Source organism: Halochromatium glycolicum, assembly GCF_016584085.1.
Taxonomy (GTDB): domain Bacteria; phylum Pseudomonadota; class Gammaproteobacteria; order Chromatiales; family Chromatiaceae; genus Lamprobacter; species Lamprobacter glycolicus.
This window is the reverse complement of record NZ_NRSJ01000057.1, coordinates 1-25,766: the sequence shown is the minus strand read 5'-3', so window position 1 is coordinate 25,766 and position 25,766 is coordinate 1. Positions and strand designations below refer to the sequence as shown.

At 63.8% G+C, this 25,766-nt stretch carries 24 protein-coding genes and 2 pseudogenes; 16 read left to right on the top strand and 10 right to left on the bottom strand.

What is annotated here, in order from left to right; translation table 11 throughout:
- The first annotated feature begins 774 nt into the window (after positions 1-774).
- From CKO40_RS21110 to CKO40_RS21085, 6 genes are all read left to right on the top strand, one after another.
- Entirely contained in the window at positions 775-1,839 is a 1,065-nt protein-coding gene (locus CKO40_RS21110; protein ID WP_200348431.1) for a hydrogenase small subunit, read from the top strand.
- Positions 1,840-2,061: 222 nt separating this feature from the next.
- Positions 2,062-2,712, top strand: a complete 651-nt coding sequence (locus CKO40_RS21105; RefSeq protein WP_200348430.1) for a respiratory nitrate reductase subunit gamma — start codon at positions 2,062-2,064, stop codon at positions 2,710-2,712.
- Positions 2,709-4,109, top strand: a complete 1,401-nt coding sequence (locus CKO40_RS21100; protein ID WP_200348429.1) for a (Fe-S)-binding protein — start codon at positions 2,709-2,711, stop codon at positions 4,107-4,109. The genes CKO40_RS21105 and CKO40_RS21100 overlap by 4 nt, the downstream gene beginning before the upstream one ends.
- Complete coding sequence (locus CKO40_RS21095) at positions 4,106-5,836, top strand: nickel-dependent hydrogenase large subunit (protein ID WP_200348428.1); 1,731 nt, start codon at positions 4,106-4,108, stop codon at positions 5,834-5,836. The genes CKO40_RS21100 and CKO40_RS21095 overlap by 4 nt, the downstream gene beginning before the upstream one ends.
- A gap of 122 nt (positions 5,837-5,958) precedes the next feature.
- Positions 5,959-6,267 (top strand): hypothetical protein, encoded by a 309-nt coding sequence (locus tag CKO40_RS21090; RefSeq protein ID WP_200348427.1) that lies wholly within the window; start codon positions 5,959-5,961, stop codon positions 6,265-6,267.
- Between the two features lie 221 nt (positions 6,268-6,488).
- Positions 6,489-6,878: a DUF302 domain-containing protein gene (locus CKO40_RS21085; protein ID WP_200348426.1), complete on the top strand. Its 390-nt coding sequence runs from the start codon at positions 6,489-6,491 to the stop codon at positions 6,876-6,878.
- On the opposite strand, the gene CKO40_RS21080 is transcribed toward CKO40_RS21085, so the two are convergent.
- From CKO40_RS21080 to CKO40_RS21065, 4 genes are all read right to left on the bottom strand, one after another.
- Positions 6,868-7,872 (bottom strand): alpha/beta hydrolase, encoded by a 1,005-nt coding sequence (locus tag CKO40_RS21080; protein WP_200348425.1) that lies wholly within the window; start codon positions 7,870-7,872, stop codon positions 6,868-6,870. The genes CKO40_RS21085 and CKO40_RS21080 overlap by 11 nt on opposite strands.
- Positions 7,873-7,910: 38 nt before the next feature.
- Complete coding sequence (locus tag CKO40_RS21075; protein ID WP_200348424.1) at positions 7,911-8,918, bottom strand: TIGR00341 family protein; 1,008 nt, start codon at positions 8,916-8,918, stop codon at positions 7,911-7,913.
- 214 nt (positions 8,919-9,132) lie between these two features.
- Positions 9,133-9,552: a SufE family protein gene (locus CKO40_RS21070; protein WP_200348423.1), complete on the bottom strand. Its 420-nt coding sequence runs from the start codon at positions 9,550-9,552 to the stop codon at positions 9,133-9,135.
- A 266-nt stretch (positions 9,553-9,818) separates the two neighbouring features.
- A complete protein-coding gene (locus CKO40_RS21065) occupies positions 9,819-11,108 on the bottom strand; it encodes a glycosyltransferase (protein WP_200348422.1) in 1,290 nt (429 codons plus the stop codon).
- Between the two features lie 132 nt (positions 11,109-11,240).
- On the opposite strand from CKO40_RS21065, the gene CKO40_RS21060 reads away from it, so the two are divergent.
- From CKO40_RS21060 to pstB, 6 genes and pseudogenes are all read left to right on the top strand, one after another.
- Positions 11,241-11,564 carry a hypothetical protein gene (locus CKO40_RS21060; protein WP_200348421.1) on the top strand — a complete coding sequence of 108 codons (324 nt, stop codon included), beginning with the start codon at positions 11,241-11,243 and terminating at the stop codon, positions 11,562-11,564.
- A gap of 160 nt (positions 11,565-11,724) precedes the next feature.
- The gene (locus CKO40_RS21055; RefSeq protein ID WP_200348420.1) at positions 11,725-12,768 is read left to right on the top strand and encodes a substrate-binding domain-containing protein; all 1,044 of its coding nucleotides are present in this window, start codon (positions 11,725-11,727) and stop codon (positions 12,766-12,768) included.
- A gap of 174 nt (positions 12,769-12,942) precedes the next feature.
- Positions 12,943-14,334, top strand: a complete 1,392-nt coding sequence (pstC, locus tag CKO40_RS21050) for a phosphate ABC transporter permease subunit PstC (protein WP_200348419.1) — start codon at positions 12,943-12,945, stop codon at positions 14,332-14,334.
- A pseudogene (locus CKO40_RS24660) lies at positions 14,285-14,809 on the top strand (DUF3333 domain-containing protein); the annotation flags it as partial. The gene pstC and the pseudogene CKO40_RS24660, both read left to right, overlap by 50 nt.
- A gap of 552 nt (positions 14,810-15,361) precedes the next feature.
- Positions 15,362-16,168: pseudogene (pstA, locus tag CKO40_RS24655) on the top strand (phosphate ABC transporter permease PstA); the annotation flags it as partial.
- Positions 16,169-16,571: 403 nt separating this feature from the next.
- A complete protein-coding gene (gene pstB / locus CKO40_RS21040; protein ID WP_200348417.1) occupies positions 16,572-17,435 on the top strand; it encodes a phosphate ABC transporter ATP-binding protein PstB in 864 nt (287 codons plus the stop codon).
- 110 nt (positions 17,436-17,545) lie between these two features.
- On the opposite strand, the gene phbB is transcribed toward pstB, so the two are convergent.
- The 4 genes from phbB to CKO40_RS21020 form a co-directional block, all read right to left on the bottom strand.
- Positions 17,546-18,325: an acetoacetyl-CoA reductase gene (gene phbB, locus CKO40_RS21035; RefSeq protein WP_207173786.1), complete on the bottom strand. Its 780-nt coding sequence runs from the start codon at positions 18,323-18,325 to the stop codon at positions 17,546-17,548.
- Positions 18,326-18,430: 105 nt separating this feature from the next.
- Positions 18,431-18,799: a phasin family protein gene (locus CKO40_RS21030; protein ID WP_200348416.1), complete on the bottom strand. Its 369-nt coding sequence runs from the start codon at positions 18,797-18,799 to the stop codon at positions 18,431-18,433.
- A gap of 166 nt (positions 18,800-18,965) precedes the next feature.
- Entirely contained in the window at positions 18,966-19,448 is a 483-nt protein-coding gene (gene phaR / locus CKO40_RS21025) for a polyhydroxyalkanoate synthesis repressor PhaR (RefSeq protein WP_200348415.1), read from the bottom strand.
- 401 nt (positions 19,449-19,849) lie between these two features.
- Entirely contained in the window at positions 19,850-21,034 is a 1,185-nt protein-coding gene (locus CKO40_RS21020) for an acetyl-CoA C-acetyltransferase (protein WP_200348414.1), read from the bottom strand.
- A 135-nt stretch (positions 21,035-21,169) separates the two neighbouring features.
- On the opposite strand from CKO40_RS21020, the gene phaE reads away from it, so the two are divergent.
- Positions 21,170-22,396 (top strand): class III poly(R)-hydroxyalkanoic acid synthase subunit PhaE, encoded by a 1,227-nt coding sequence (phaE, locus tag CKO40_RS21015; protein WP_200348413.1) that lies wholly within the window; start codon positions 21,170-21,172, stop codon positions 22,394-22,396.
- Between the two features lie 215 nt (positions 22,397-22,611).
- Positions 22,612-23,676 (top strand): class III poly(R)-hydroxyalkanoic acid synthase subunit PhaC, encoded by a 1,065-nt coding sequence (locus tag CKO40_RS21010; RefSeq protein ID WP_200348412.1) that lies wholly within the window; start codon positions 22,612-22,614, stop codon positions 23,674-23,676.
- Here the strand turns inward: CKO40_RS21010 and CKO40_RS21005 are convergent.
- Positions 23,673-24,476, bottom strand: coding sequence for a phage integrase N-terminal SAM-like domain-containing protein (locus tag CKO40_RS21005; RefSeq protein WP_242477226.1), 804 nt, complete (start codon positions 24,474-24,476; stop codon positions 23,673-23,675). The genes CKO40_RS21010 and CKO40_RS21005 overlap by 4 nt on opposite strands.
- 219 nt (positions 24,477-24,695) lie before the next feature.
- Between CKO40_RS21005 and CKO40_RS21000 the strand changes: the two genes are divergently transcribed.
- Both CKO40_RS21000 and CKO40_RS20995 read left to right on the top strand, forming a co-directional pair.
- Positions 24,696-25,130 carry a PIN domain-containing protein gene (locus CKO40_RS21000; RefSeq protein ID WP_200348411.1) on the top strand — a complete coding sequence of 145 codons (435 nt, stop codon included), beginning with the start codon at positions 24,696-24,698 and terminating at the stop codon, positions 25,128-25,130.
- Positions 25,127-25,372, top strand: a complete 246-nt coding sequence (locus CKO40_RS20995) for a hypothetical protein (RefSeq protein ID WP_200348410.1) — start codon at positions 25,127-25,129, stop codon at positions 25,370-25,372. The genes CKO40_RS21000 and CKO40_RS20995 overlap by 4 nt, the downstream gene beginning before the upstream one ends.
- Positions 25,373-25,420: 48 nt before the next feature.
- On the opposite strand, the gene CKO40_RS20990 is transcribed toward CKO40_RS20995, so the two are convergent.
- A partial coding sequence (locus tag CKO40_RS20990; protein WP_200348409.1) for a group II intron maturase-specific domain-containing protein occupies positions 25,421-25,766 on the bottom strand: 346 nt, incomplete at its 5' end.

The following is a 25,766-nucleotide window of genomic DNA, read 5'->3' as shown; positions in this document are numbered from 1 at the left end:
CTCGGTTCCGGTGGATGGCCAGTCCTTTCCGGTTCGGGACTTTCACCCGGCGGGTCACAATAAGAGGTTTCCGATCACTCAAATCATTTCGCGATCATCCCCCTCTTCCAGGCTTTGCCTGGCGCAAGGAAAAGCTCGTACCGAATTGCGCAGGATTGTCGTTTGCCTTCGAGGAGCGTCGCCGGGAGCATAGCCGGGCTATGTGACCGGCGGCGCGACGAAGAAGGCGAGCGAAAAGACCAGCAAGGCGGTATGAGCTTTGACAGAAATCGCCTAAGCAGCCCACGCTCCCCTCGCAGCAGCACGACTGCAACGCCTGAGCCTCTCCGCTCAGCTCAAGCGCCCGTTCGCTTCCGAAACAGATGGATTCCTGCCACCAACGCGAGAGCTGTCAAGCGCCCGCCTCGCCCACCGCTGGCCCTATTCAGCAGCTTACCCAAATTAGCAAATAATTATTTGCGAGAACCCTGTGCTCAACAGAATCAGAAGATAAGCAATACATAGAATTGCTGCTCACTTACATACCAACACGAATGATGAAAAAGCACTTGCTTCATTCAACATGACTGATCAAAATCAAAAGACCAAACCCAAAGGCACTGCATTTCTGCGCAGAGCAACTAGAGTAATGACACACCAGCAACACCGAGAGAAAACCTAGTAAAACAGCAAGAAATACAACCGCTTCTAGCTCGACGTTCAGACTGGTCCATCAGCCGAATCATTCATACGCATTACGATATTTAACAGATAACTACCTAAGGAGATCCCGAGATGCCGAGTGAGCCAACCCTGGGTGGACTGCTCCACAGCCAAGGGGTGAGCCGCCGCGCTTTCCTGAAGTTCTGTTCGACGACTGCCTCGTTAATGGCCCTGCCGGCCGGCATTGCGCCGGCAATGGCCGAGGCCCTCGCGAGCGCACGCCGGCCGTCCGTGATCTGGCTGTCGTTTCAGGAATGCACTGGCTGTACTGAGGCACTGACCCGGTCGCATGCACCCACCATCGAGAACCTGCTGTTCAATTTCGTCTCGCTGGACTACCACCACACCTTGCAGGCAGCCGCCGGCGACGCCGCCGAGCGCGCGCTCGAAGAGGCGATGCACGCCAACAAAGGGAAGTATCTGGTGCTGGTCGACGGCTCCATTCCGTTGATGGAGTACTGCTCCACGGTTGCTGGCCACAGCAACAAAGAGAGTCTGGAGCACGTCTGTGCCGATGCGGCCGCGGTGATCAATATCGGCACCTGCTCAGCCTATGGCGGCATCCCGATGGCGAAGCCGAACCCGACCAACGCCGTCGCGACGGGCGACATCATCAAGGACAAGCCGATCGTCAATGTGCCGGGCTGCCCGCCGATGCCGCTGGCGATCACCGGTGTCATCGCGCAATACCTGACCATGGGCAAATTGCCCGAGCTCGATCACCTTGGTCGCCCGGTGGCGTTCTTCGGCGAGAACATCCATGACCGCTGCTATCGACGGCCGTTCTACGACCGCGGCGAGTTCGCCGAGACCTTCGACGACGAGGGTGCACGCAAGGGGTGGTGTCTCTACAAGCTCGGCTGCAAGGCGCCGATCGCCTACAACGCCTGCGCCCACGTCAAATGGAACAACAGCGTGAGCTTCCCGATCCAGTCCGGCCACGGCTGCATCGGCTGCTCCGAGCCGCGGTTCTGGGACATGGGCGGCGTCTACGACTCGGTCGCTAAGGGCAACTTCGGCGATGGCGCGAAGCTCGGTGCTGCCGCAATCGCAGGTGCCGCCGCCGGTGCCAGTGCCGCCTACCTCGCGCGACGCAAGAAGACAGAGATTGCCGAGGGGGCGCACGGCGACGAATAACCGACGCCACCTCGGCTCGGATTCCCGGCAACGACTGCCGAACACGACAAGCCCAGAGGTTGTCGAGCAAGGGCCGAAACGGACGTGGACAGCACGGATGCTGTCGCGAGCTGCTCAAGAGTGCGATTGACGGCGCACCTGCAGAGCAGCGGGCTCGGCAGCCGGAGTCAGCCACCAAGGCAAGAAAAAGTACTCATACCACCTAAGCTGGAGAAACGCTCAATGAGTCTCCTCGAATTCGCCCGCGGCCCTGCCATCCATGCCGCGCTCATCATCATGGTCGCCGGCTTCGCATTGCGCTTGCTCGGCGTCCTCGTGCTCACCCGCGGCGCGGATATGTCGCGCCCGCGCGACGCCTTCGGCAACTTCAAGGGCTATCGCACGGTGTTCAGCCGCGCCTGGCCGGCCGGTGAGTTCACGACCACCACGCGTTATCAAACCGTGGTTGCCTATGTGTTCCACATCGCGCTATTGCTGGTCATCGTCGGCATCGTTCCGCACATCGAGTTCATCCAAAGCCTCACGGGCCTGTCCTGGCCAGCGATGCCGAACTTCTTGGGCGTCGCACTCGGCACCATCGCATTGGCCTCCCTGTTCGCGCTGATCTTCCGTCGCCTCGCCAAGCCGGCGATCTACAACTCGACCGTCGGTGACTACGTCGCCTGGGTCGTCGTCGCGCTGCCCCTGCTCACCGGCTTGATGGCCTTCGCCCATGTTGGCCTGCGCTACGAGACCATGCTCGCACTGCACATCCTGAGCTCCGCGCTGCTGTTCGCCTATATGCCGTTCAGCAAACTGATGCATGCGTTCTGGTTCATCTTCTCCCGCGCGCAGAGCGGGCTGGCCTACGCCCATAAGGGGGTTCGGATATGAGCACTGCCACCGCCACGACACCCGTGTTTCCGACCTTCGAGCAGGTCTATCAGGGCCTCGCCGGCCAGATCGGCATGCTGCGCGAGATGGCGCCGCAGCCGACCAAGAGCGACGAGCAGCGCCTGAAGGGCGCCGTCGATACGCTGATCGAGGAGACCAACGCCGACGAGGCGGTCTGGCTCGAGAGCTGTATCCACTGCGGCCAGTGCACCAATGCCTGTCATTACTTCCAGGCGACCGGTGAGGCCAAGTACGCGCCGATGCGCAAGATGGACCTCTATCGGCGCGTCTATCAGCGCGAGATCAGCCCGATGCGCTGGTGGCATCGGCTGGTCTCGAAGCCGGTGAAGCTGTCCGACTTCGAGGAGGCCAGCGAGCTGATCTATGACTCCTGCTCCGAGTGCGGGCGCTGCACCATGGTCTGCCCGATGGGCATCGACACCGCCTCGCTGGTCCATCACATGCGCAGCGCCATGGTCGCTGCCGAGCTGGTGCCGCCGGAGCTTGCGGCCCTGCGCATGGAGCAGAAGAACATGGGCACCGTGTTCGGCTCCTCGCCCGATGCGCTGAAGCAGATGGTCGACACGATCCGCGAGCAGGCAGGGGTCGAGATCCCGCTCGACAAGGACAAGGCCGATGTGATGGTGCTGAGCTCCGCGGTCGATCTGGTCGCGAACGGCAACGGCCTGCTCGCCACCGCCAAGATTATGAACCACCTCGGGATCGATTGGACCATCCGCTCGGACGGGTTCGAGAGCGCCAATTTCGGACTGCTCTCGGGCGACATGTCACTCTGGAAGCATCAGGTCGATCCGATCATCGAGGCCGCGCAGAAGGTCGGCGCCAAGACCTTGGTCATCGCCGAGTGTGGCCACGCCTATCCGGCGTTGCGGTGGAACCCGATGCTGAGCAGCGGCGAGCTGCCGTTCGAGATGATGTACATGTCCGAGTTCCTCGGCAAGCAGGCCAAGGCCGGCAACCTCAAGCTGCGCCCGCTCGAGGGCAAGGTCACCTATCACGATCCGTGCAAGACCGGTCGTCGCGGCGGTGCCTTCGACGAGCCCCGCGCCGTGCTCAAGGCGATGGACGCCGATCTCGTCGAACTGCCGGCGAATAAGGAATACAACTGGTGCTGTGGCGGCGGCGCCGGGATCTTCCTGCTCGAGAACGCCACCCGCCTGCGCGATGAGTCGTTCAAGATCAAGATCCGCGAGGTCAACGATACCGGGGCCGAATCGGTTGTCGTCAGCTGCGCGAGCTGCCGGCTCAACTTCGAGGCCGGCCGCCAGAAGAACCACTGGGACAAGCAATTGCATAGCCTGGTCGAGCTGGTCGCCGACCACCTGATCGAGGATGAGACCACCGCTAGAGGCCAAGCCCGAGGAGCTGCCGCATGAGTGCCCGCGTCGTTGTTGATCCCATCACCCGCATCGAAGGTCATCTGCGCATCGAGGCGCAGATGAATGGTGGCACCATCGAGCAGGCCTACTCGAGCGGCACCAGTGTGCGCGGCCTCGAGACCATCGTCCAGGGTCGGGACCCGCGTGAGGTCTGGGCCTTCGTGCAGCGCATCTGCGGGGTCTGCACGCTGGTCCATGGCATCGCCGGGGTGCGGGCGGTCGAGGACGCCCTCGATTACAGCATCCCGCCCAATGCCGAGCTGATCCGCAACCTGATGATCGGCGCCCAGTACGTGCATGACCATGTGATGCACTTCTATCACCTGCACGCGCTGGACTGGGTCGACCTGCTGGCCGCGCTCGAGGCCGATCCGAAGAAGGCGTCCGAGCTTGCGCAGTCGATCGGCACCTATGCGAAGACCTCACCCGGCTATTTCAGCGACGTCCAGAAGCGGCTGAAAGGCTTCGTCGAGGCCGGTCAGCTCGGCATCTTCGCCAACGGCTACTGGGGTCATCCGGCCTACAAGCTGCCGCCCGAGGCGAATCTGATGGCGGTCGCCCATTACCTCGATGCCCTCGCCTGGCAGCGGGATGTCGCCGAGCTCCACGCGGTCTTCGGCGGCAAGAACCCGCATCCGAACCTCTGCGTCGGCGGCATGCCCTGCGCGATCAGCCTGGACTCCGGCAAGCAGGCCGGCACCGCGCTCGACGTGGTCGGCCTCGAGCGGGTGCGCAACATCATCGATAAGATGCAGGACTTCGTGCACCAGGTCTATGTGCCGGACACCATCGCGATTGCCGGGTTCTACAAGGACTGGTTCCAGCAGGGCGAGGGCGTCGGCAACTTCATGACCTACGGCGACTTCCCGGCGAAGGGCTACGGCGATCCGGATTCCTACCTGGTCCCGGCCGGCGTGATCCTGAACCGCGACCTCAGTCATATCGAGCCGGTCGACCTCGATGCTGAGGCCGAGATCCAGGAGTTTGTCGCCCACGCCTGGTACGACTACAAGGCGGGCAAAGACGCCGGCCTGCATCCGTACCAAGGCGAGACCACCTTCGCCTACACCGGGCCGGAGCCACCCTACAAGCAGCTGGATGTCGAGAACCAGTACTCCTGGCTCAAGACGCCACGCTGGAAGGGCAAACCGATGGAGGTCGGCCCGCTGGCGCGGATGCTGATGCTCTACACCACGGGCAATGAAAAGGCCAAGACGCTGGTCGACAGCACCCTGCAGCAGCTCGAGCTGCCCATCGAGGCACTCTACTCGACCATGGGCCGCACCGCTGCACGCACGCTCGAGACCGCGTTGATCGTCGACGAGCTGCAGGGCTGGTATGACAACCTGGTCGCGAATATCCGCGCCGGCGATGTGAAGACCTTCAACGAGGCGCTCTGGAACCCGGAGACCTGGCCGAAGAAGGCTCAAGGCGTCGGCCGCATGGAGGCCCCGCGCGGCGCACTCGGTCATTGGATCGTGATCGAGAACGGCAAGACCGCGAATTATCAGGCCGTTGTCCCGAGTACCTGGAACGCTGGCCCGCGCGATGCCCAAGAGCAGGAAGGCCCGTACGAGGCGGCCCTGGCTGGTCATGCCCTGCACGACGCCCAACAGCCGATCGAGATCCTGCGCACGGTGCACAGTTTCGATCCGTGCATCGCCTGTGCGGTCCATGTGACGGACCCCGACGGGGAGGAGGTGCTCGACGTCAAGGTGAGATAGCAGCGCCATCAGGCGCCCGAGCGCGAATCAAGGTCTACTGGCAGGGAGTCGTGCGAGCCGACAAGCCACAACGAAAAGGCTCGCACGCCCGCTCCCAATGACTGCCTCAGGAGGAACCCACCATGACATCCATGAACATTTTGGCCGAGCTGCATGTCCGGCAGTTTATGTCCCAACAGAAGCGACAGGACGAGCTCAACGCCCGAGCCGATGCCGAGCGGCCGCGTCCACGCCGCTACGCCGGCGAACCGGTCCGCGGGCCACAGTGGCGTCAGGCAGCGATCAATAGTGCCGGGCCATTGGGCCTGCTGGACGCGATCGGCCAAGCCGAGGAAAGCTGGGTCGAGCTGCTCGAGCACGCACCACGCTGCGATCTGCCCGAGACGACGACGCCCTGGATGCAACCAGGCTTCAAGCCTCGGACCGCTTGAACACAGCACTTGGTTCTGCTGGCGCATGGCGGGCCCACCCCCGCCCGCTCGAGCCCAGCGCTCAACCCCTTACAGTCCTACCGAGAGCGCCCGCCGGCCGCCCGCAGCGGCCGGCGGGCGCTGCTGCGGCCGGCTCGCAACGGCTGCCATCCATCCCCATCTTTCCAGCCCGGCGATAATCCACTCTGCCGATAGGCATCGCATCCTCAGGAGATCCCGATATGTACGGCGTTTCGACCAAGGTCAATACCGGCTTCGATGAGACCATCGACCGCGTGACCGCGGCTCTGCAGTCGGAGGGGTTTGGCGTCCTCAGCGACATCGACGTTGCCGCCACGCTCAAGGCCAAGCTCGGCGTCGACCAGGCGCCCTATCGCATCCTCGGCGCCTGCAACCCGACCTTCGCCCACAAGGCCATCAGTGCCGAGCCCGACATCGGTGTGCTATTGCCCTGCAACGTGGTCGTTCGCGAGGACGACGATGGGCAAGTGAACGTCCTCTACATGAATCCGCTCGATGTCCTCGAGCTGGTCGACAACCCACAGGTGCCGGGACTGGCGGCCGAGGTACGCGAGCGGCTCGACCGCGCAATGGCATCGATCAAGGATTGACGCCCGAAGCATCGGAACCATCGGCCGGGGAGCCTGTACCAGTCGCCGGCAGCCTGCTCCCCGCCTCGGTCTCTCGCGTTGCCCTACCCGGCGCAAGACTGTCTGCGAGAAACCTCAGCAGCCCGTCGGCATGCTGCTCGATCCGGTCCGTTGAGCCATGGTCGGCATCAGGGACCCGGATCAGGCGGACGCGGTCGCTGAGCCGATTGGCATAGATGCGCTCGGCATCGGAGAGCGGCACCGTGCGGTCGGCGGTTCCGTGCATCAGCAATACCGGACAAGGTACTCGGCGAATGGTATTGAGCGGCGCAATCGCGTCGAAGCGGTAGCCGATCAGCCATTCGACATAGCGCGCAACGAGGCTGACCAACGCGCGCGGCAGCGGCAGATGCTCCAAGAAACGCGCCGTGACCTCCTGCGGATGGGCGAACGCGGAGAGACTGATCGCGGCGTCGATCGCCGGGGTTCTCGTCGCCGCGAGCAGGACCGCGCCGGCGCCGACCGAATGGCCGATCACCGCCAGGCTCCGTGCACGGGCCGGTTGGTGATGCCTCAGCCATCGGATGCCTTGCTCCAGGTCTTCGGCAAACCGCGGCAGTGACGAGAAGGTGTCCCCGTCACTCGAACCGTGGTTACGCGCATCCAGCAGCAGCACGTTGAAGCCGGCGCCGACCAGCGGCACCGCGAGCGGCAGGATCTGCTCGGAATTGCTGCCCCAGCCGTGCAGCATCAGGATCGTGCACTGCGCGCGCCAGCCGCTGTTCGCCGCCGGCTCCTGGAGCCGAGCCGGAAGCAGCCAAGCCGAGAGCCAGCGTCGCCGCACTGTCGGGAGCCGCACCTGTTCATAGCTCAGCCCTCGATCCGCCGGGGTCGAGACCTTTGGCACCCGTGGTGCCCGAAAACCGAAGTGCACGCCGAGCGGCAGGATCAGGCAGAGCAGTCCAAGCAACAGGAACAGCAAGCCGACGGCGACGGCCGCAGATGAACACAGCATATCGGGCACAGTCGAGTCAGCCCTTCAGGGCAGGCTCGCTAACCGACGAAAGGGACGGGGCTGCGGGCTAGGATGATGGCGATCAGGATCGCGAGGAGCCCGGCCCAAAGGCCGATGTAGAGCACTTGAGATTGCTTGGCCTTGGTCCGCTCGAGCCAGGTGCGCGGTTTTACGCCACGGCTCAGGAACACCAGCTTGGCCGCGAGCAGCACGCAGACGACATTGACCGCGAGCAGCAGCGCAGCCCCCGTCGCCAGCTCCCAATGACCGCTGCCGAGCTGCATGCCGAGCACCGCCGTCGGCGGCAGCAACGCCACCGCCACCATCACGCCAACCAGCGCCGAGGAGAGCCCGGTGGTGAGCGAGAGCACAGCAGCCGCGCCGGAGGCGAGCGCCAAGGCGACGCTCGCCAGATTGACCTCGGTCCGAGCCACGATCTCGGGCGCACTCAGATCGATCGGCCAGAGCAGCACCATCAGCAAGCCCAGCAGGAGCGCAAGCCCAAGACCGGCTACGCTGGTCACTAGCGCCTGGGCCGCGAGCGCCTTGTCGCCCAACGAGGTCGCAAACGCAAACGCGATGTTCGGCCCGAGCAGTGGTGCGATCACCATCGCGCCGATCACCACCGCGACGTTGTCCTCGGCCAGCCCGATCGCGGCGACGATGGTCGATAGCATCACCAGCAGCAGATAGTTGCCATCCAGACGGGCGCCGCGTGCGATCTCGGTGTAGAGCTCCTCGCGGGTCGCGCTGATCGCCTCAGACCGGCGCGACTGCTCGTCCTGCTCCTCGGTCTCTGCGCTCAAGCGCGGAAGCGTGGCATCGACCGAGAGCACGACGAGGCGCGCCGCTGCATCCCGCTCCAGCAGGCTTTCCAGTGCATCGAGCAGGCGCTGGCGCGCCGGGTCCGGCACCAGCATTCGAAACGCCTGACGGCCATCGGCATTGGCCGGCCCCCACCAGAGATCGGCCGCGCCGTAGAAGCGGCCCATGCCGATGATCTCCTTTGCATACCGCTCCGGAGCGACGACTTCAACGATACGCATCGAGACAACATCCGCGGCGAACCAAGGGCTAGTCTACGCCGGCAGACCCGCCGGATATAGACCGAAGACGGCCGTACGGGCAGGGAAGCGCCGCAGCGCTGCTGCATCGTCGCAGACCCCGTGAGGGGGGCGCCGTTGCGTCCGCCCCGCGCGCCCGCAAGTAGGCCGATCCGGCCGGGTCTCAGATTCAGCCCCCGCAAGCAGCCATTCGCGCTCAGACCGCCTGTTGCTGGGCGCGAGCGAGCTGATATACACGCTCGATGAAATGCTCCATGCCGGCCTGGCGGTTCGGACTCAGATGCTCGGCCAGACCGAGCTGGCCGATATAGCCGGTCGGATCGGTCGCGAGGACCTGCTCCGGCGTCCGGTGCTGGAAGGGCACCAGCAGCAAAGCGACGAGACCGCGCACCAGCGGCGTTTCGGCATCGGCCTGATACTCGATGCAGGAAGGATCGGTCGGCTGCGGACGGGCCTTCAGCCAGGTGCGCGTGTTGCAGCCAGGGACCAGATTCGCGTCGGTGTATTCATCATCGGCGATCTTAACCAGCTCCCGTGAGAGCTCACCGATGAATTCGTAGCGCGCATCCCAGTCGTCGAGCATGGTGAATGCGTCGAGGACGTCTTCGGTCTTCATGATCGGCTCCCATTCGGTTCGCTGTGAGCCCGCCCCGGGTCGGAGTGACCAAGCGAAGCCGAGGCTCATCAGCACTCCGGACAGTCTGTACGGCGGCTGCTCAGCAGAACAACGCGCCGAGTGCCCGTTTGCGTCTTAGAGACCCTATCGAAACAGCCGCTTGCCTCGCGCAACCTCCTGATCTATCAGGCTATGGGAGGCATTCTGTTAGGGCTTCTAAGGCGTTTGGCTAATCGGCGGAAATGCTCATGCCGCAAACCGCCCAGTCAATCTTCGGTGGAAACGACAGACGCCGCGAGCGAACGCGGCTCATCGCCCGCCTCCCCAGCCATCGCCGATAATGCCGCCGCACGCTCGCCGACGGCAACGCCGAGTCCGCCCATCGGCTCGCGCAACCGCTTCTCGACCCGCAACAGCGTCCCGGCATAGAAGTCGATCATGTGCTCGGCGAGTACCGGGGCCGACCAGCTGCGGGCGTAGGCGCGGGCGCTGGCGGCCAGCTGCTCGCGCAGATGCGGCTCGCGCAGCAGGCGCAGGCACTGGGCCGCGAACTGCGCCTCATCGTTCTCGGCGATCAAGCAGCCCTCACTGTCCCGCAGCACCTCACGCGTGCCCATCTCGGCGATTGCGACCACCGGCGTGCCCAGCGCCATCGACTCCAGCAGCACCAGCCCCTGGGTCTCGGTGCGTGAGGAGAACACGAAGGCATCGCCGGCGCTGTAGCAATCCTCGAGCGAGCCATCGCGCGCGAGGTAACCGGTGAAGAGCACCTGCTGCTGCAGCTCGAGCCGCTGCGTCAGCCGCTGCAAGCGCTTGAGCGCCGGACCGTCACCGGCGATCACCAAGAGCACATCGGGCATCTCGGCCTTGACGTGGACCAGCATCCGCAATAGGAAATCGCAGTTCTTCTCGAATGCCAGGCGACCGACGTGCACGAGCAGCGGCCGGTCGGTCGAGATCCCCCATCGCTGCCGAAAGCGCTCCCCATAGCCTTGTCCGAACTTGGCCAGATCGATCCCGGTCGGCACCACCTCGGCCGGGGTGCGGATGCCGTAGCGGGTGAGCACGTCGAGCATCGCCTGCGACGGCACCGCCAACGCGTCGACATCATTGCATTGCGCCGCCGAGAAGCGCCGAGCGGCATAACGCAGCCAGGCGCTCGGCACCAGCGGGATGTATTTGTCCAGGTACTGCTCGAAAAAGGTGTGGTAGCTTTCGACCACAGGGATCGCCAGCGAACGCGCAAGCGCCCGACCCGCGTAGTGGGCAACGAAAGGCGTATGGATGTGAACCAGATCGAAACGCTGCGCGCGCAGGCCGGCACGCTGCTCACGCAGGTGGCGCCAGAGCATCATTCGGTCCTCGGGATCGAATGGGATCGAGCGCGCGGGCATGCGCAGAACCTCGAAGGGCTCGGCCGTATCGACGCCGTAGCTCGGCGTGATCAGCGTGACCTGGTGACCCTTGGCAATCAGCTCTCGGCCGAAGGTCTGGATCGACGTCGACACCCCATTGACTCGGGGGAAGTAGACGTCAGAGATCATCAAGACGCGCATCGGCTCAACCGGTCTCCTGAATGCCCATTTGGGGCGGACACAAATTGGGAAATGGTAACAGCATCGGCAGTTGATAAGGGCAGGCCAGCATGCTCGGCACCCATCGCCGGCACCGGAGTCGGCGCCACGATCGTGCTGACGTTGTCACTCGGTCTCGGCACCGCATTTGCGGCCTCGCCGCCAACGCTTTGGGGCTATGGCGTACTGAGCTGCGCCGACTACCTCAGCGCATGCGAGGCGGCTGATGCCGGTGACGCCGCCGAGTACCAACGCTACGAGGATTGGCTGACGGGCTTCGTTTCCGGTTTGAACCTCGCCCTCGATGAGGACCTGCTCAGCGGTGCCGGCATCGAGGCCGCGATGCGACGCACTCGCGCGCACTGCGAGGGCAATACTGAAGACGACTTCTTCACCGCGACGATGGACTTTGTGCAGTTGCTAACCTCGGTGCGCTGACCCGCGAGCCGAAGGGGGCTCTGCGCTTCATTGATCGGGAGACCTTCCTTAGAGGTGGGGCACACAGGGCTGTCATCAAATCGCAACATGAACGTCACGTTCGCTAAACAGAAACCGTTGAGAATGTAGGACTCCATTCATCATCTGACGGAGTCACCCCATGAAGAAGTCCCTGATCGCGGTCGCCGTCGTCGGAGCCGCGTCGATGTCCACGCAGGCCCTCGCCCGCGATACGATCAACATCGTCGGCTCTTCGACCGTCTTCCCCTTTGCCACCACCGTCGCTGAGAAGTTCGGCAACACCACCGAGTTCAATACGCCGAAGATCGAGTCGACCGGCTCGGGCGGCGGCCTGAAGCTGTTCTGCGCCGGTGTCGGTGTCGAGCATCCCGACATCACCAACGCGTCGCGCCGAATCAAGGTCTCCGAGTTCGAGAAGTGCCAGGAGAACGGTGTCGACGAGATCGTCGAGGTCAAGATCGGCTATGACGGCATCGCGCTGGCCAACTCGAAAGAGGCTGAGCAATTCGACCTGACCCTGCGTGATATCTTCCTCGCGCTCGCCAAGGACGTGCCGAATCCCGACGGCAGCGAGGAGCTCGTCGCAAACCCGTACGAGACCTGGAAGGAGGTCAACCCGGACCTGCCCGACGCCAAGATCGAGGTGCTCGGACCGCCGCCGACCTCTGGTACCCGTGACGCCTTCGCCGAGCTGGCGATGGAAGGCGGCTGCAAGACCTTCGACTGGATCAAGGACATGAAGTCGGAAGACAAGTCGAAGTACAAGGCGGTCTGCCATGGTGTCCGCGAGGACGGCGCCTATGTCGAGGCCGGCGAGAACGACAATCTGATCGTGCAGAAGCTCGATGCCAACCCCGAGGCCCTCGGTATCTTCGGCTTCAGCTTCCTGGATCAGAACACCGACAAGGTGCAGGGCTCGATGATCAACGGCGTTGCGCCGACCTTCGACTCGATCGCGTCCGGGGACTATCCGGTCTCGCGCTCGCTGTACTTCTATGTCAAGAAGGCCCATGTAGGCACCATTCCGGGCATGGAGGAGTACGTGGCCGAGTTCACCAGCGAGAACGCCTGGGGCCCAGAGGGCTATCTGGCCGACAAGGGGTTGATCCCGCTGCCGGAAGACATGCGTGAAAAGGTCGCCAGCGCGGCTCAGAACATGGAGCCGATGTCCTCGCCGAAGTAAACTGTCAGGGCTGTGCTGATCAGCCCTGGGGGGCGGTCTCGTGACCGAGCCCAAGGGTTGATCCCCACCGGGCCGGCGTCTCCGAACAGGGGCGCCGGCTCGGTGTTTTCAGCCCGGTGCTCCCCGGGCGATACGACTTCCAATGGTATCCAAGCTGTTAGCGGGCTCGAATCTATGAGCGCGTCGCTCCTTCTCCTCTTCATCCTGGCCGCGATGGCCGCTGCCTACCAGATCGGCCGCAAGCGGGCGATCTCGGTCGCCGGCGGGGTCTCCAGGATCAATCGGCTGCATTCGCTGCCCGGCTACTATGGCTGGTACGCGGCGTTATGGGTCGGGCTGCCGGCCTTCGTGCTGCTGCTCGTCTGGACCGGCCTACAGGACCGCATCGTCACGATGCTGATGGTCAATCAGCTGCCCGAAGCCATGACGGCCGAGCTGTCGGAAGGCCGACTCGGGCTGATGATCAACGACATCAAGAATCTCGCGACCGGGAACATCACCTCCGGCGAGATCACACCCGCGGTGCAAGCCGCAGCCGACGCCTACAGCCGCTTCAATACGCTGGCCGAGGCCGCCCTCTGGGTGCTTGCGCTCGCCAGCGCGATGATCGGTCTCTCGTTGGCATGGTGGCGCACATCGCCGACGTTCCGCGCGCGCAACCGCGTCGAGAACACGGTGATGGTGATCCTGGTCATGTTCTCGTCGATCGCGATCGTGACCACCCTCGGGATCGTACTCTCGGTGCTGTTCGAGTCGATCCTGTTCTTCCAAAAGGTCCCCTGGACCGAGTTCTTCTTCGGCACCAACTGGAGCCCGCAGATCGCACTGCGGGCCGATCAGGTCGGCGCCTCGGGCGCCTTCGGCGCGATTCCACTGTTTACCGGCACCCTGCTGATCTCGGCGATCGCGATGGTGGTCGCGGTGCCGATCGGGCTGCTCTCGGCGGTCTACCTCTCGGAATACGCACCGCGGCGGGTGCGCTCATTGGCCAAGCCCGTGCTCGAGGTGCTCGCCGGCATCCCGACCGTGGTCTATGGCTTCTTCGCCGCGCTGACCGTCGCGCCGTTCATCCGCGGCCTCGGCGAGTCGATTGGGCTCGATGTCGCCTCGGAGAGCGCACTGGCCGCCGGACTCGTGATGGGCATCATGATCATCCCGTTCGTCTCGTCGCTCTCGGACGACGTGATCAACGCTGTGCCGCAGGCGATGCGCGATGGCTCTTACGCGCTCGGCGCAACCCAATCGGAGACCATCCGCCGGGTGATCTTCCCGGCCGCGCTGCCGGGCATCGTCGGCGGCATCCTGCTCGCGGTCTCGCGCGCAATCGGCGAGACCATGATCGTCGTGATGGCAGCCGGCCTCGCCGCCAACCTGACCGCCAACCCGCTCGATAGTGTCACGACGGTGACGGTCCAGATTGTCACGCTGCTCACTGGCGACCAGGAGTTCGACAGCGCCAAGACCCTCGCGGCATTCGCGCTGGGGCTGACCCTGTTCGTCGTCACCCTGGCGCTGAATGCAATCGCCCTTCATATCGTCCGCAAGTACCGAGAGCAGTATGAGTGACGCCCGTGCCATCGACCTGGTCAATGCCAGCCTGAAACGCCGCTATGCGGCGGAGCGGCGCTTCAAGCTGCTCGGACTCAGCGCCGTGATCCTCGGCCTGAGCTTCGTGCTGCTGTTGTTCGGCAACATCATCGCTCAAGGCTGGACCGCCTTCGCCCAGACCTATATCCAGCTGCCGGTGCAGTTCGACGCCGCGGAGATCGACCCGGACGGCACCATCGCGGGCAGCGACCTGACCCCTGAGGCTATCGCCAAGGAGACGCTGCGGGTCAACTTCAACAAGCTCGCGCGCAACGGACTCAAGAGCGAATTCCCGGCGGTCTCGGGCCGCCGCGAGCGGCGCGCGCTCTATCACCTGATCAGCCCGGGTGCGCCGCAGCAGCTTCGGCAGATGGTCAGCGAGGACCCCTCGCTGATCGGCAGCGAGCGCTCGGTCTGGCTGCTTGCCGACGATGACGTGGACATGTTCATGAAGGGCCGCTCGACACCGGTCGACCGGATCAGCCCCGAAGGCACCGCGACCCCGAGCGCCGCCTCGGGGGAGGTCCGAATCAGCTCGAGCAGCGCCGACTTCGATCTGGTCAGGGCTTCGCTCACCGAGCACCTGCAACGACAGGCCGACCAGCACTCGCGCGAGCTGGAGCGGCTCGAGCGCACACGCGCAGAGATCGCCGATCAGCGCGCGCAACTGCAGGCCCGTCTCGAGCAGACCGCCGATAGCGATGCCGGCTCCGCCGACGTGCTCGAGAGCCTGCGTGGACGACTGGAGCGGCTGGACGATCGCGAAGACGATGTGGTGCGCAGCATTGAGCGCACTGCCGCCGAGTTGACCGAGCTGGAGAGCACGATCGCGGCGGGCGCCGAGAATCTCGACGATGAGATGCCGAGTTGGCTGGTCCGCATCAATGGCGGCCTGGTCAAGCTGCAAACGGTCAGTCCGACCGCGGTCACCGGCGAGGCCCTGGTGCCGCTGACATCGACCGCCGCCGCCGCACCGCAGGAGTGGGAGCTGCTGGAGCTGCCGGTGCCCGAGACCGACCGGCGTCTGAAGGACCAGCAGGTCGCCTGGGTGATGACCCTCGATGCCCAGGGCCGGGTGGAGAAGCGCTTCAACACCCTGTTCTTCACCAACGGTTCCTCCCGCGAGCCCGAGCTGGCGGGCATCGCCGGCGCGCTGATGGGGTCGTTCTACACCCTGCTGCTCACGCTCCTATTCTCGTTCCCGATCGCGGTTGGCACCGCGGTCTATCTCGAGGAGTTCGCGCCGAAGAACCGGCTCACCGACCTGATCGAGGTGAACATCAACAACCTCGCCGCGGTGCCATCGATCGTCTTCGGCCTGCTCGGGCTGGCGGTGTTCATCAATTTCTTCGGGGTACCGCGCTCGACCCCCTTGGTCGCAGCGATGGTGCTGACGCTGATGACACTGCCGACGATCATCATCGCCAGTCGGGCGGCGCTGAAGTCGGTCCCGCCGTCGATCCGCGAGGCCGCGCTCGGTGTCGGCGCCTCACCGCTGCAGACGCAGGTGCATCATGTACTGCCGCTGGCGCTGCCAGGCATGCTGACCGGCACCATCATCGGCATGGCACAGGCGCTCGGCGAGACCGCGCCGCTGCTGATGATCGGCATGATCGCGTTCATCGTCGACATCCCGCAGGGCTTTACCGACCCGGCAACCGTGCTGCCGGTGCAGGTCTTCCTGTGGGCCGACAGCCCCGAGCGCGGCTTCGTCGAGCGGACCTCGGCCGCGATCATGGTGCTGCTCGCGTTCCTGATCCTGATGAACCTGACCGCTGTCTTGCTGCGACGGCGCTTCGAGCGGCGCTGGTGACTATGCCGTGCACTCGTGGCGATCGAGGCTTGCGCAACCTCTTCGCCGCCAGGCGTGAGCCACGCCAGCGCCATTGCCGACCTCGACCAGCCGAATCGCCCGAGAGACGCGAGAACGGGCGGCGCAGCCTGGACCTCGCGCCGGACCGCAGCGGCAGGCCCGAGGGATCAGGGGCAAGCCCGAAACCGATGAGCGCATGTCCCAGATGATCAGGGCGCATCGCTCCATGCGCAGACCGACACTGGCGCCGGCTGCACCATTCGCTGCAGCCCTCCAGCCCCAAGCGCACCACCATTCGAGCTAGAATGGGGGTTTGACTGATGGCTGGCTGTATCTGCGTCGCTTGCGGCACCGCGCCATGTCTACGCATCCAATCGCCATGCCCTCAAACCCCGAAACCCCTATGAACACGACCCCAGAAGCCATCGCCGTGAAGCCCTCCCAGCTCACCGCCGATCAGCTTGCTGAAGAGCAGGCTCGCGAAGTCACCGTCGGTGAGATCAGCTCCCCGAACCCACGCATGGTCTGCCGAGACGTCAATGTCTGGTATGACGACAAGCATGCGATCAAGGACGTCAGCCTCGATATTGGCAAGAACGAGGTGATGGCGATGATCGGACCGTCCGGCTGTGGGAAGTCGACCTTCCTACGCTGCTTGAACCGGATGAACGACACCATCCCGGCGGCCCGGGTCACCGGCTCGATCAAGCTCGACGGCCAGGAGATCCAGGATCGGACCATCGACGTCGTTCCGCTGCGGGCGCAGGTCGGTATGGTCTTCCAGAAGCCGAACCCGTTCCCAAAGTCGATCTACGAGAACATCGCCTATGGGCCGCGCATCCACGGCCTGACCAACAATCGCAGCGAGCTCGATGAGCTGGTCGAGACCAGCCTCAAGCGCGCGGGGCTCTGGGAAGAGGTCAAGGACCGGCTCGATGCGCCCGGAACCAGTCTGTCAGGCGGTCAACAGCAGCGCCTCTGCATCGCCCGCACGATCTCGGTCTCGCCCGAGGTGATCCTGATGGACGAGCCCTGCTCGGCCCTCGACCCGATCGCCACCGCGATCATCGAGGAATTGATCGACGAGCTGCGCCAGCAGTACACGATCGCGATCGTCACGCACTCGATGCAACAGGCTGCGCGCGTCTCGCAGCGCACCGCCTATTTCCATCTCGGCGATCTGATCGAGGTCGGCACCACCGACGATATCTTCAATCAACCGCAGCATAAGCTGACCGAAGACTACATCACCGGTCGCTTCGGTTGACCAAAAAAAGCCCGGCAGGGGATGCCGGGCGGAACTGTCTCTAGGGAGAGACGAGGAGGACATGGAGTTGCGGAGCCACTTGCGAGAGATGGCTCCGCGAAGACCCGACATCAGTGCATGAAGAGCCCGCCGTTGACCGGCAGGTTTGCGCCAGTGATGTAACCGCTGGCCTCATCGACGAGGAAGGCGACCGCGTTGGCGATCTCTTCGGGCTGGCCCATCCGGCGCATCGGCACGCTGGCGACGATCGCCTCGCGGACATCATCACGCATCGCAAGCGTCATTGCGGTCTCGACATAGCCCGGCGAGATCGTGTTGGCGGTGACCCCCTTGGATGCACCTTCCTGCGCGAGCGTCATCGTGATCCCATGCATACCGGCCTTGGCCGCGGCGTAATTGGCCTGCCCGAACTGGCCGCGCTGACCATTGACGGAGGAGATGTTGATCACCCGGCCGAAGCCGGCCTCGAGCATCCCTTCCCAAACCTGCCGCGTGACGTTGAACACGCTGTTCAGATTGACGTCGATGACCGCGTTCCATTGCGACGCCTCCATCTTCTTGAAGGTCTTGTCGCGCGTGATACCGGCGCAGTTGATCAATGCCGAGACGGGCCCATGGCGAGTCGCGATCTCGGAGACCATGCGCTCACAGTCAGCGAAGTCGGACACATCGCAGGCGATGGTCGCAATCTCGAAGCCTTCACCGGCGAGGTCGTTGCGCCATGACTGAGCCGCTTCCTGCTCGGACGGATGATGGTTGGCCACGACGCGCCAACCGTCGGACGTCAGGCGCCGACAGATCGCGGTGCCGATCCCGCCGATCCCGCCGGTCACCAAGGCCACACGGTTCACCGACTGCTGAGCGTCGGCGGCTGTTTTCGTATCTGTCATACAGCTCAACCCTGGATCTGATCCGAGCGTCGACGCAGCGCGCACAGGAGCGCGCGGGACCGAGGCCCCTGCGCCCTCAGCACGTGTCGCGCTCGGTGTTTCGTTTCAGGCGCTGGCCGACTCGGCAACGGCGCCGTGCTTGCGCATCCCGGACAGGGTGTCTTCGTACCAGGCGCGGTATTCATCCCGTGCCTCGGTTGCCAGCTGCAGGTTGGCCTTAGATTCATTCATCATCTGCTCGCTGGCCTCCTTGGTCATCTCGACCTGCGCCTTGTAGAGGTCGTTATAGCCGCGCGCTTCGGTCGCAGCCCGCATAAAGCGAGTGCCTTGCTCCATGAAGCGGCTCATCAGGTCCATCTGACGGTTCGTCATGCGCTCGACGACCCGCATGTTCAGCTCACCCAGCGCGGTCATGCGCTCGACACTCTCATTGGTCAGCTCGTTGAAGGTGTTCATCTGGTCTTTGGCGCTCATGGCAGTGCTCCGGTTTGTGCAGTGCAGCATTTGTTGCACTGCACAATAGTAAGCCCCCACGCCGTTGTCAAGGCTTGGCGGCAACATTTTTTTGCAGTGCAGCATTTCGGCGACTGCGCCGGAGAGAAGCCCGAGATCGAAAGGGGCGGATCGGACAGGCGACGACTCAATCGTCGTTCGTGTCGTTCCGATCGTCTGTGCGCGGATCAGTGTGGTCGAATCCGGCCGCCCGCAGCCATTCCTTCTGTGCGCTCGCCCAGAGCTCCAGGTTGTGCTCGGTCATTCGGTCCATCAGCTCGAACGGATTGCTGCCCAAGCCTTCAGCGAGCTGCTTCTGCTGGCGCGCGAAGGACTCAAGCGACTGCTCCAGATAGTGCGCGAACACCCCCTGCATCGTCCCGCCATAGAAGCGGATGATCTGCGCAAGCATGTTGGCACTGAACAGGGGCTCCCCGCCGGTCTCTTCCTCCAGCATGATCTGCAGCAGGATCGAGCGGGTGATATCAGCATCGTTGGCCGTATCCAACACGCGGAACGCGGTGCCCTGCATCACCAGCGCGCGCACGTCGGCCAGGGTGATGTAACGGCTCACCTCGGTGTCGTAGAGCCGCCGGTTCGGGTATTTCTTGATGATGCGCTCGGCGGTCATCGGGGAGTCCAGACTGAATGGCCACTGGAATGAATGACCAATGGGCTGAATGGCCGCTGGCCTGCACGGCCACCAGACTGCATAGCCACTGGTTAAGCGGTTCAGTGTAGCCGAGCCCTTTGACACGCGAACTGTGTGGGATCAATCCGCTGCCCACAGGAAAGCGCGGCAGTCATCCGCAGCAGGGTGGCGACTCAACCCGATGCCGGCGCCGCGACCTCGAACGAGACACCGAATCAGGCGGCCATCCAGACCAAACATCGCCCCGAACCGGCAAACGCGGCTCACCGATTCCTTCGTGCTCAGCCGCATACAGGTTGAACAGTGCGGGGCATCCAGACCGATACGGCATCCAACCGCAGACGGAAAGCGCCGATGGAGCGGCGCCTTCCGTCATCTCTCTAATCCCGCACCACCGCGAGTGCGACGCCCTGCCCGCCGCCGATGCATAGGGTCGCAAGCCCCTTCTTGGCATCGCGGCGCTGCATCTCATGGAGCAGGGTCACCAACACACGGGCGCCTGAGGCGCCGATCGGGTGGCCGATCGAGATCGCGCCGCCGTTGACGTTCACCTTCTCCTGGTCCCAGTCCATCTCCTGATTGACCGACAACGCCTGCGCGGCGAAGGCCTCGTTGGCCTCGATCAGGTCGAGATCGGCGACCGCCCAGCCGGCGCGTTCCAGGCACTTGGTCGAGGCCGGGATCGGACCGGTCCCCATGATCGCCGGATCGACACCGGCGCTGGCGAACGCGGCGATGCGCGCGAGCGGCGTCAGCCTGAGCGCCTTGGCCTTGGACTCGCTCATCACCAGCACCGCGGCAGCGCCATCGTTGACGCCGGAGGCGTTGCCGGCGGTCACGGTACCCTGCTTGTCGAAGGCCGGGCGCAGCTTGGCCAGGCCCTCGGCGGTGACGCCCGCGCGCGGGAACTCGTCGCGGTCGAAGATCACCGGGTCACCCTTGCGCTGCGGCACCTCGACCGGAACGATCTCGGCGTCGAAGCGGCCAGCGGCCTGGGCGGCCTCAGTCTTCTGCTGCGAATCGGCGGCGAAGCGATCCTGCAGCTCGCGCGAGAAATCGTACTTCTTCGCGATGTTCTCGGCGGTGACGCCCATGTGGCACTGATTGAAGGCATCGGTCAGCCCGTCGCTGAGCATGGTGTCGACCATGGTCCAGTCACCCATGCGCTTGCCCTGACGCGAGCCCGGGACCACGTGCGGCGCCTGACTCATGCTCTCCTGTCCACCGGCGACGATGACCTCGGCCTCGCCGAGCGCGACCGCCTGCATCGCCAGATGCACGGCCTTGAGCCCGCTGCCGCAGACCTTGTTGATCGTGGTCGCCGGCACCGCGTGCGGCAGACCGGCATGGAGCGCGGTCTGCCGCGCCGGGTTCTGGCCGACGCCGGCCGCCAGCACCTGGCCGAAGATCACCTCGTCGACCTGGTCCGGGCTCAGCCGACTGCGCTCCAGCAGTGCCTTGACCACGGTCGCGCCGAGCGCAGTCGCCGGCAGCGATGCGAGGCTGCCGCCGAAGCTCCCGACCGGGGTCCGCGCGGCGGCGACGATGACGACGTTCTCAGGCATGGGGAATCCTCCTCGAAATTCTCATTGGTAGCGGTTGGTCTTGGTCGAGTCTACGGCCTTTTGTTGCAGTGCACAAATTTCCGTGCTAGCTTCCGGAGCAAATGACGCGAGGAGGCCCTGGCAGGGGCGAAGACCATGACGCAGAACCCCTTTTTTGACGACAGCTGGCTCAAGCTGCAACGCGACTACTGGGACAGCCTAGCCAATCTGGGCCAACAGGCAATGAGCGCCGCACAAAGCGGTCCTGGCACCGGCAACGAGAGTAGTGCCTCGGCTCCCTGGATGGCGGCACCCTGGATGCAGGCGATGGAGCAATGGCGCAAGGCCATGGCCCCGGCCGCCAGCGATCCCGCGCAGACCTTCATGCAGCGCCTGATGGATCAAGGGCAGGTCTACTTCGGCATGGTCGAGCAGTTCACCAAGGGCCTCGGCGCCGGCGACACCGCCAACACCTGGGAGGCACTGAACAAGACCATCGACAGCATGCAGCAAGCCTTCAGCGGTGCCAACACTGAGGGCAACGAGGCGATGAAACGGATGCTCGGCTTCTGGGAGCTGCCGCTCGATAACTGGCAGCGGATGATGTCGTCGCTGTCGCCGATGATGCCGGGCGATCTGCTACGCAACATGCCGCACGCCGGCATGCCCGGCCCGCTGCAGGAGGGGCTGGACCGGATGCTCTCGGCGCCCGGCCTCGGCTACACCCGCGAGGAGCAGGCGCAGTATCAAGACCTGATGCGCACCGGGATGGACTACCAGCGCGCCTTCCAGGAGTACAGCGCCTTCTTCAACCAGCTCGGCTTCAAATCCCTGCAGCGGCTGCGCGAGCAGCTGCAGCAGAAGGCCGAGGCCGGCGAGACCATCGAGTCGGCGCGCGGCCTCTACGACACCTGGATTGGCTGCTGTGAGGCCGTTTACGCCGAAGAGGTCGCCACCCCCGAGTACGCCCGCCTGCACGGTCGGCTGGTCAATGCGCAGATGGCGCTGAAGCAGCGGCTCTCGGTGATGGTCGACGAGTCGCTCGGCGCGATGAACATGCCCACCCGCGGCGAGCTGCGCACCCTGCAGGACCGGCTCCAGGACACCCGGCGCGAGAACAAGCAGCTGCGCTACGAGCTGGACCGCATCCACGAGAAGCTGGCGACCCTGCCGACCGCGCCAACCCCCGGCGCCGCGCAACCCAAGACGAGCCAGGCCGGCGCGGGCCAGGCCGGTGCGGGCCAATCCAGCGCAAGCCGAACGGGCACAAGCCAATCCAGCTCGAGCCAGCCCAGCTCACGCAAGACCAGCGCGAGCGGCTCGGCCACGACGAAGAAGACCACTGCCCGCAAGAAGACCGCGGCCAAGTCAAGTGGCGGCTGATGCCGCCGCAGCCAAAGGCCGAGAGCGAGGCAGCCCGTTACGCACTGCGTCAGCTTTCGCGTGACCGCGCTGGCACCGTCGGCCCCGCTCCGGCGCCAAAGCGCCACGGGGCCGAGACTGCATCAGTCACCACCGAATCCAAGAGCACCGATCAACCGAGCGCGAGCGATACGCACCGCCGCCCGGCTCAGAGACCCCAACAGGAGCACCGCCGCATGTTTCCGATCGATATCCGCCCCGACAAGCTCGGCGAGGAGATGCTCGACTATTCGCGCAAGCTCGGCCAGGGCATGCAGAACCTGCTCGATGCCGGCGACATCGACAGCGGCGTCAGCGCCAAGGACGCCGTCTACCGCGAGGACAAGCTGGTCCTCTACCGCTACCAGCGCCCCGCCGACGTCGCCCAACAGAGCGTGCCGCTGCTGATCGTCTACGCCCTGGTCAACCGTCCCTACATGACCGACATCCAGGAGGACCGCTCCACGGTCAAGGGCCTGCTCGCGACCGGCCAGGACGTCTACCTGATCGACTGGGGCTATCCGGACCAGGCCGACCGCTCGCTGACCCTGGACGACTACATCAACGGCTACCTCGACCGCTGCGTCGACCACATCCGCCGCACCCACGGCGTCGACAAGATCAACATCCTCGGCATCTGCCAGGGCGGCAGCTTCAGCCTAATGTACACCGCGCTGCACCCGGACAAGGTGCGGAACTTGGTGACGATGGTCACCCCGGTCGACTTCAAGACCCCGGACAACCTGCTCTCGACCTGGGTGCAGAACGTCGATGTGGATCTGGCCGTCGACACCATGGGCAATATCCCCGGCGAGCTCTTGAACTGGACCTTCCTATCGCTGAAGCCGTTCAGCCTCACCGGGCAGAAGTACGTCAACATGGTCGACATGCTCGACAAGCCCGAGAAGGCCAAGAACTTCCTGCGCATGGAGCAATGGATCTTCGACAGCCCAGACCAGGCCGGCGAGACCTTCCGCCAATTCATCAAGGACTTCTACCAGCAGAACGCCTTCCTCAACGGCACCGCGCGCGTTGGTGAGCGCCCGGTCGACCTCAAGCAGGTCCGCTGCCCGGTGCTCAACATCTACGCGATGCAAGATCACCTGGTCCCGCCGGACGCCTCCAAGGCCCTCAACGGCCTCACCGGCAGCGACGACTACACCGAGCTCGCCTTCCCCGGCGGCCACATCGGGATCTACGTCAGCGGCAAGGCGCAGAAAGAGGTCACGCCGGCCATCGGCGAATGGCTGAACGCGCGCTAGACTGCCGCGCCCCCTTCCATCAATCGCATGCCGGTGCCGTAGAGCAGCCGCGCCAAGAGTTGGGGCGTATCGCTCAGCGCCGCCAGCAATGCCCGCACCTCGTCCCGCGTCAACACCACCGGCACTCGGGGCGGACGCTGCGCGCGGCGGAACTGCATCTCATCGAGCGGCCGCCTCAGGACCCGGCGGAATAGATAGACCAACGCGTTCAGCGCCTGATTCTGCGTACTGGCAGAGACATTCCGAGCCGTCGCCAGATGCGCCAAAAAACGTTCGACGTCTGCCGCACCTAAGGCATCGGTATTTAGCGACTCATCAGAACCGCCGGTGCCACAGAATTGCAGAAAACGATGGCACCAATCCACGTAAGTCTGCTCTGTCCGAAGCGCATAGCGCTCCGCCCGCAGCGTCATCGCCAATCGTTTCAGCAGCGGCTGCGTAACGGTGGACCTAGCATAAATCGGGCTGGCCTCAACCGCGGCATCAGGCGTCATCGCCGCGGCGCGCGTCGGATGAGTCGCCTCCAGCTCCCGGCCCGATTCGCGCAAATGCTCCCAATCGACAGCGCGCGCTGCTGCAGCTTGCGCCAGATCAATGAGCAGCAATTGCAGCGCATCCACGGTTTGACGAAACTGCCAGTCATTCAGTCGCTTTTCACGGGCATAACGAGGGAAGAACGCCGTGATGTCTTCGGTCGACACCTCCGATAGCCGCTTCGGGCGAACCGCCGCAACGAAGTCCTCCGCCCGCTGCACGTACCAGCGACGGGCACTCGCCGGCACCCTCTCCCGCTCGAGCAACTCCAGGTATCGATCCCAGCCTGACGGCCGACCGGACTCACGGCGCGGCGACGAGACGCGAGCCCCCGGGTTGGATGAGTTCGGACGCGGGTTCCGAGTATGCATTGAGTCGGGCCAATCTTGTGCTAGGCTGTCTACAGGGTAGCACGCTACATGCAGTCTGCTGCCTAGTTAACTGTTCGGTGAGCAAGGCTTCCCATAGGTCACCGCGATGTCAAAATGAAAATCTACCTTGATAATTGTTGCTTCAATCGACCTTATGATGATCAATCGCATCTTCGGATACGGCTTGAAGCAGAAGCAAAATTGAAAATTCAGGAAGAAACGCGGAATGGAATGCATGAACTCATATGGTCGTACATATTAGATTATGAGAACAGCAAAAACCCATTCAGGGAAAGAAGGGAGCAGATCGCAGAATGGCGAAAGTACGCTGTTGACGATGTTATTGAAAGTAGAGAGGTGCTTGGCGTGGCAGCGATGCTGCAAGAACAAGGGATCAAGAAAATCGATTCATTGCATATCGCATGCGCCATAGAGGCTGGCTCAGATTACTTTCTAACAACAGATGATGGAGTCTTGAAAAAGGCCGCACTTATTCAAGGAATCAAAGTCACCGATCCAATTGGGTTCATCAAAGAGGTGTTGGCATGATCACCGATACAGAAATAAAAACTAAAGGTTACCAGGTGCTTGCGAAGCATCTAGGGAATGTCGAAGCAGAGCGCTTCATCGCCCTAATCCAACGAGAGCCTTTTGACTATACTAATTGGCGCCAAGACATGGACGAAGATTTAAGTCTTGAAGAAATCAGTCAAAAAGCAATGGCGTACAGAAACAAAATCACCGAATCGGGTAAGGGCGGGTGTTTAGCCCGCCCTCCCCACACCACCTAGCATGCGGGTCCGCACTAGGCGATTCACAAGAAGGGAGCACACGACGCTTTAGGCATAGCCATGCGCTTTCATCCACTGATCGCGAATGCTGATCAAGCCCTGGCCTTTCAGCCAGTCATTGGTCATCCCGGTTTGCGTGCCCAGCGAGCGGGACAGATGCCAGTCGCTCTTGGAGCTCATGCCCGTCCAGATCGCGGCACGCTTCGACGACCCCAGGGCCAGCAACTGGCGAATGCGATTGCGCACCCCGCGCCACTGTTTCCAGTCGCACAGGCGGATGCGCCGCCGCAGCCAGTGGTCCAGCTCGGGAATCGGCCGGTAGTAGTCCGAGATGCCGAAGTAGCCCATCCAACCACGGACGTATTCGGAGAGTTTCTTGAGCCGGTACGCCATC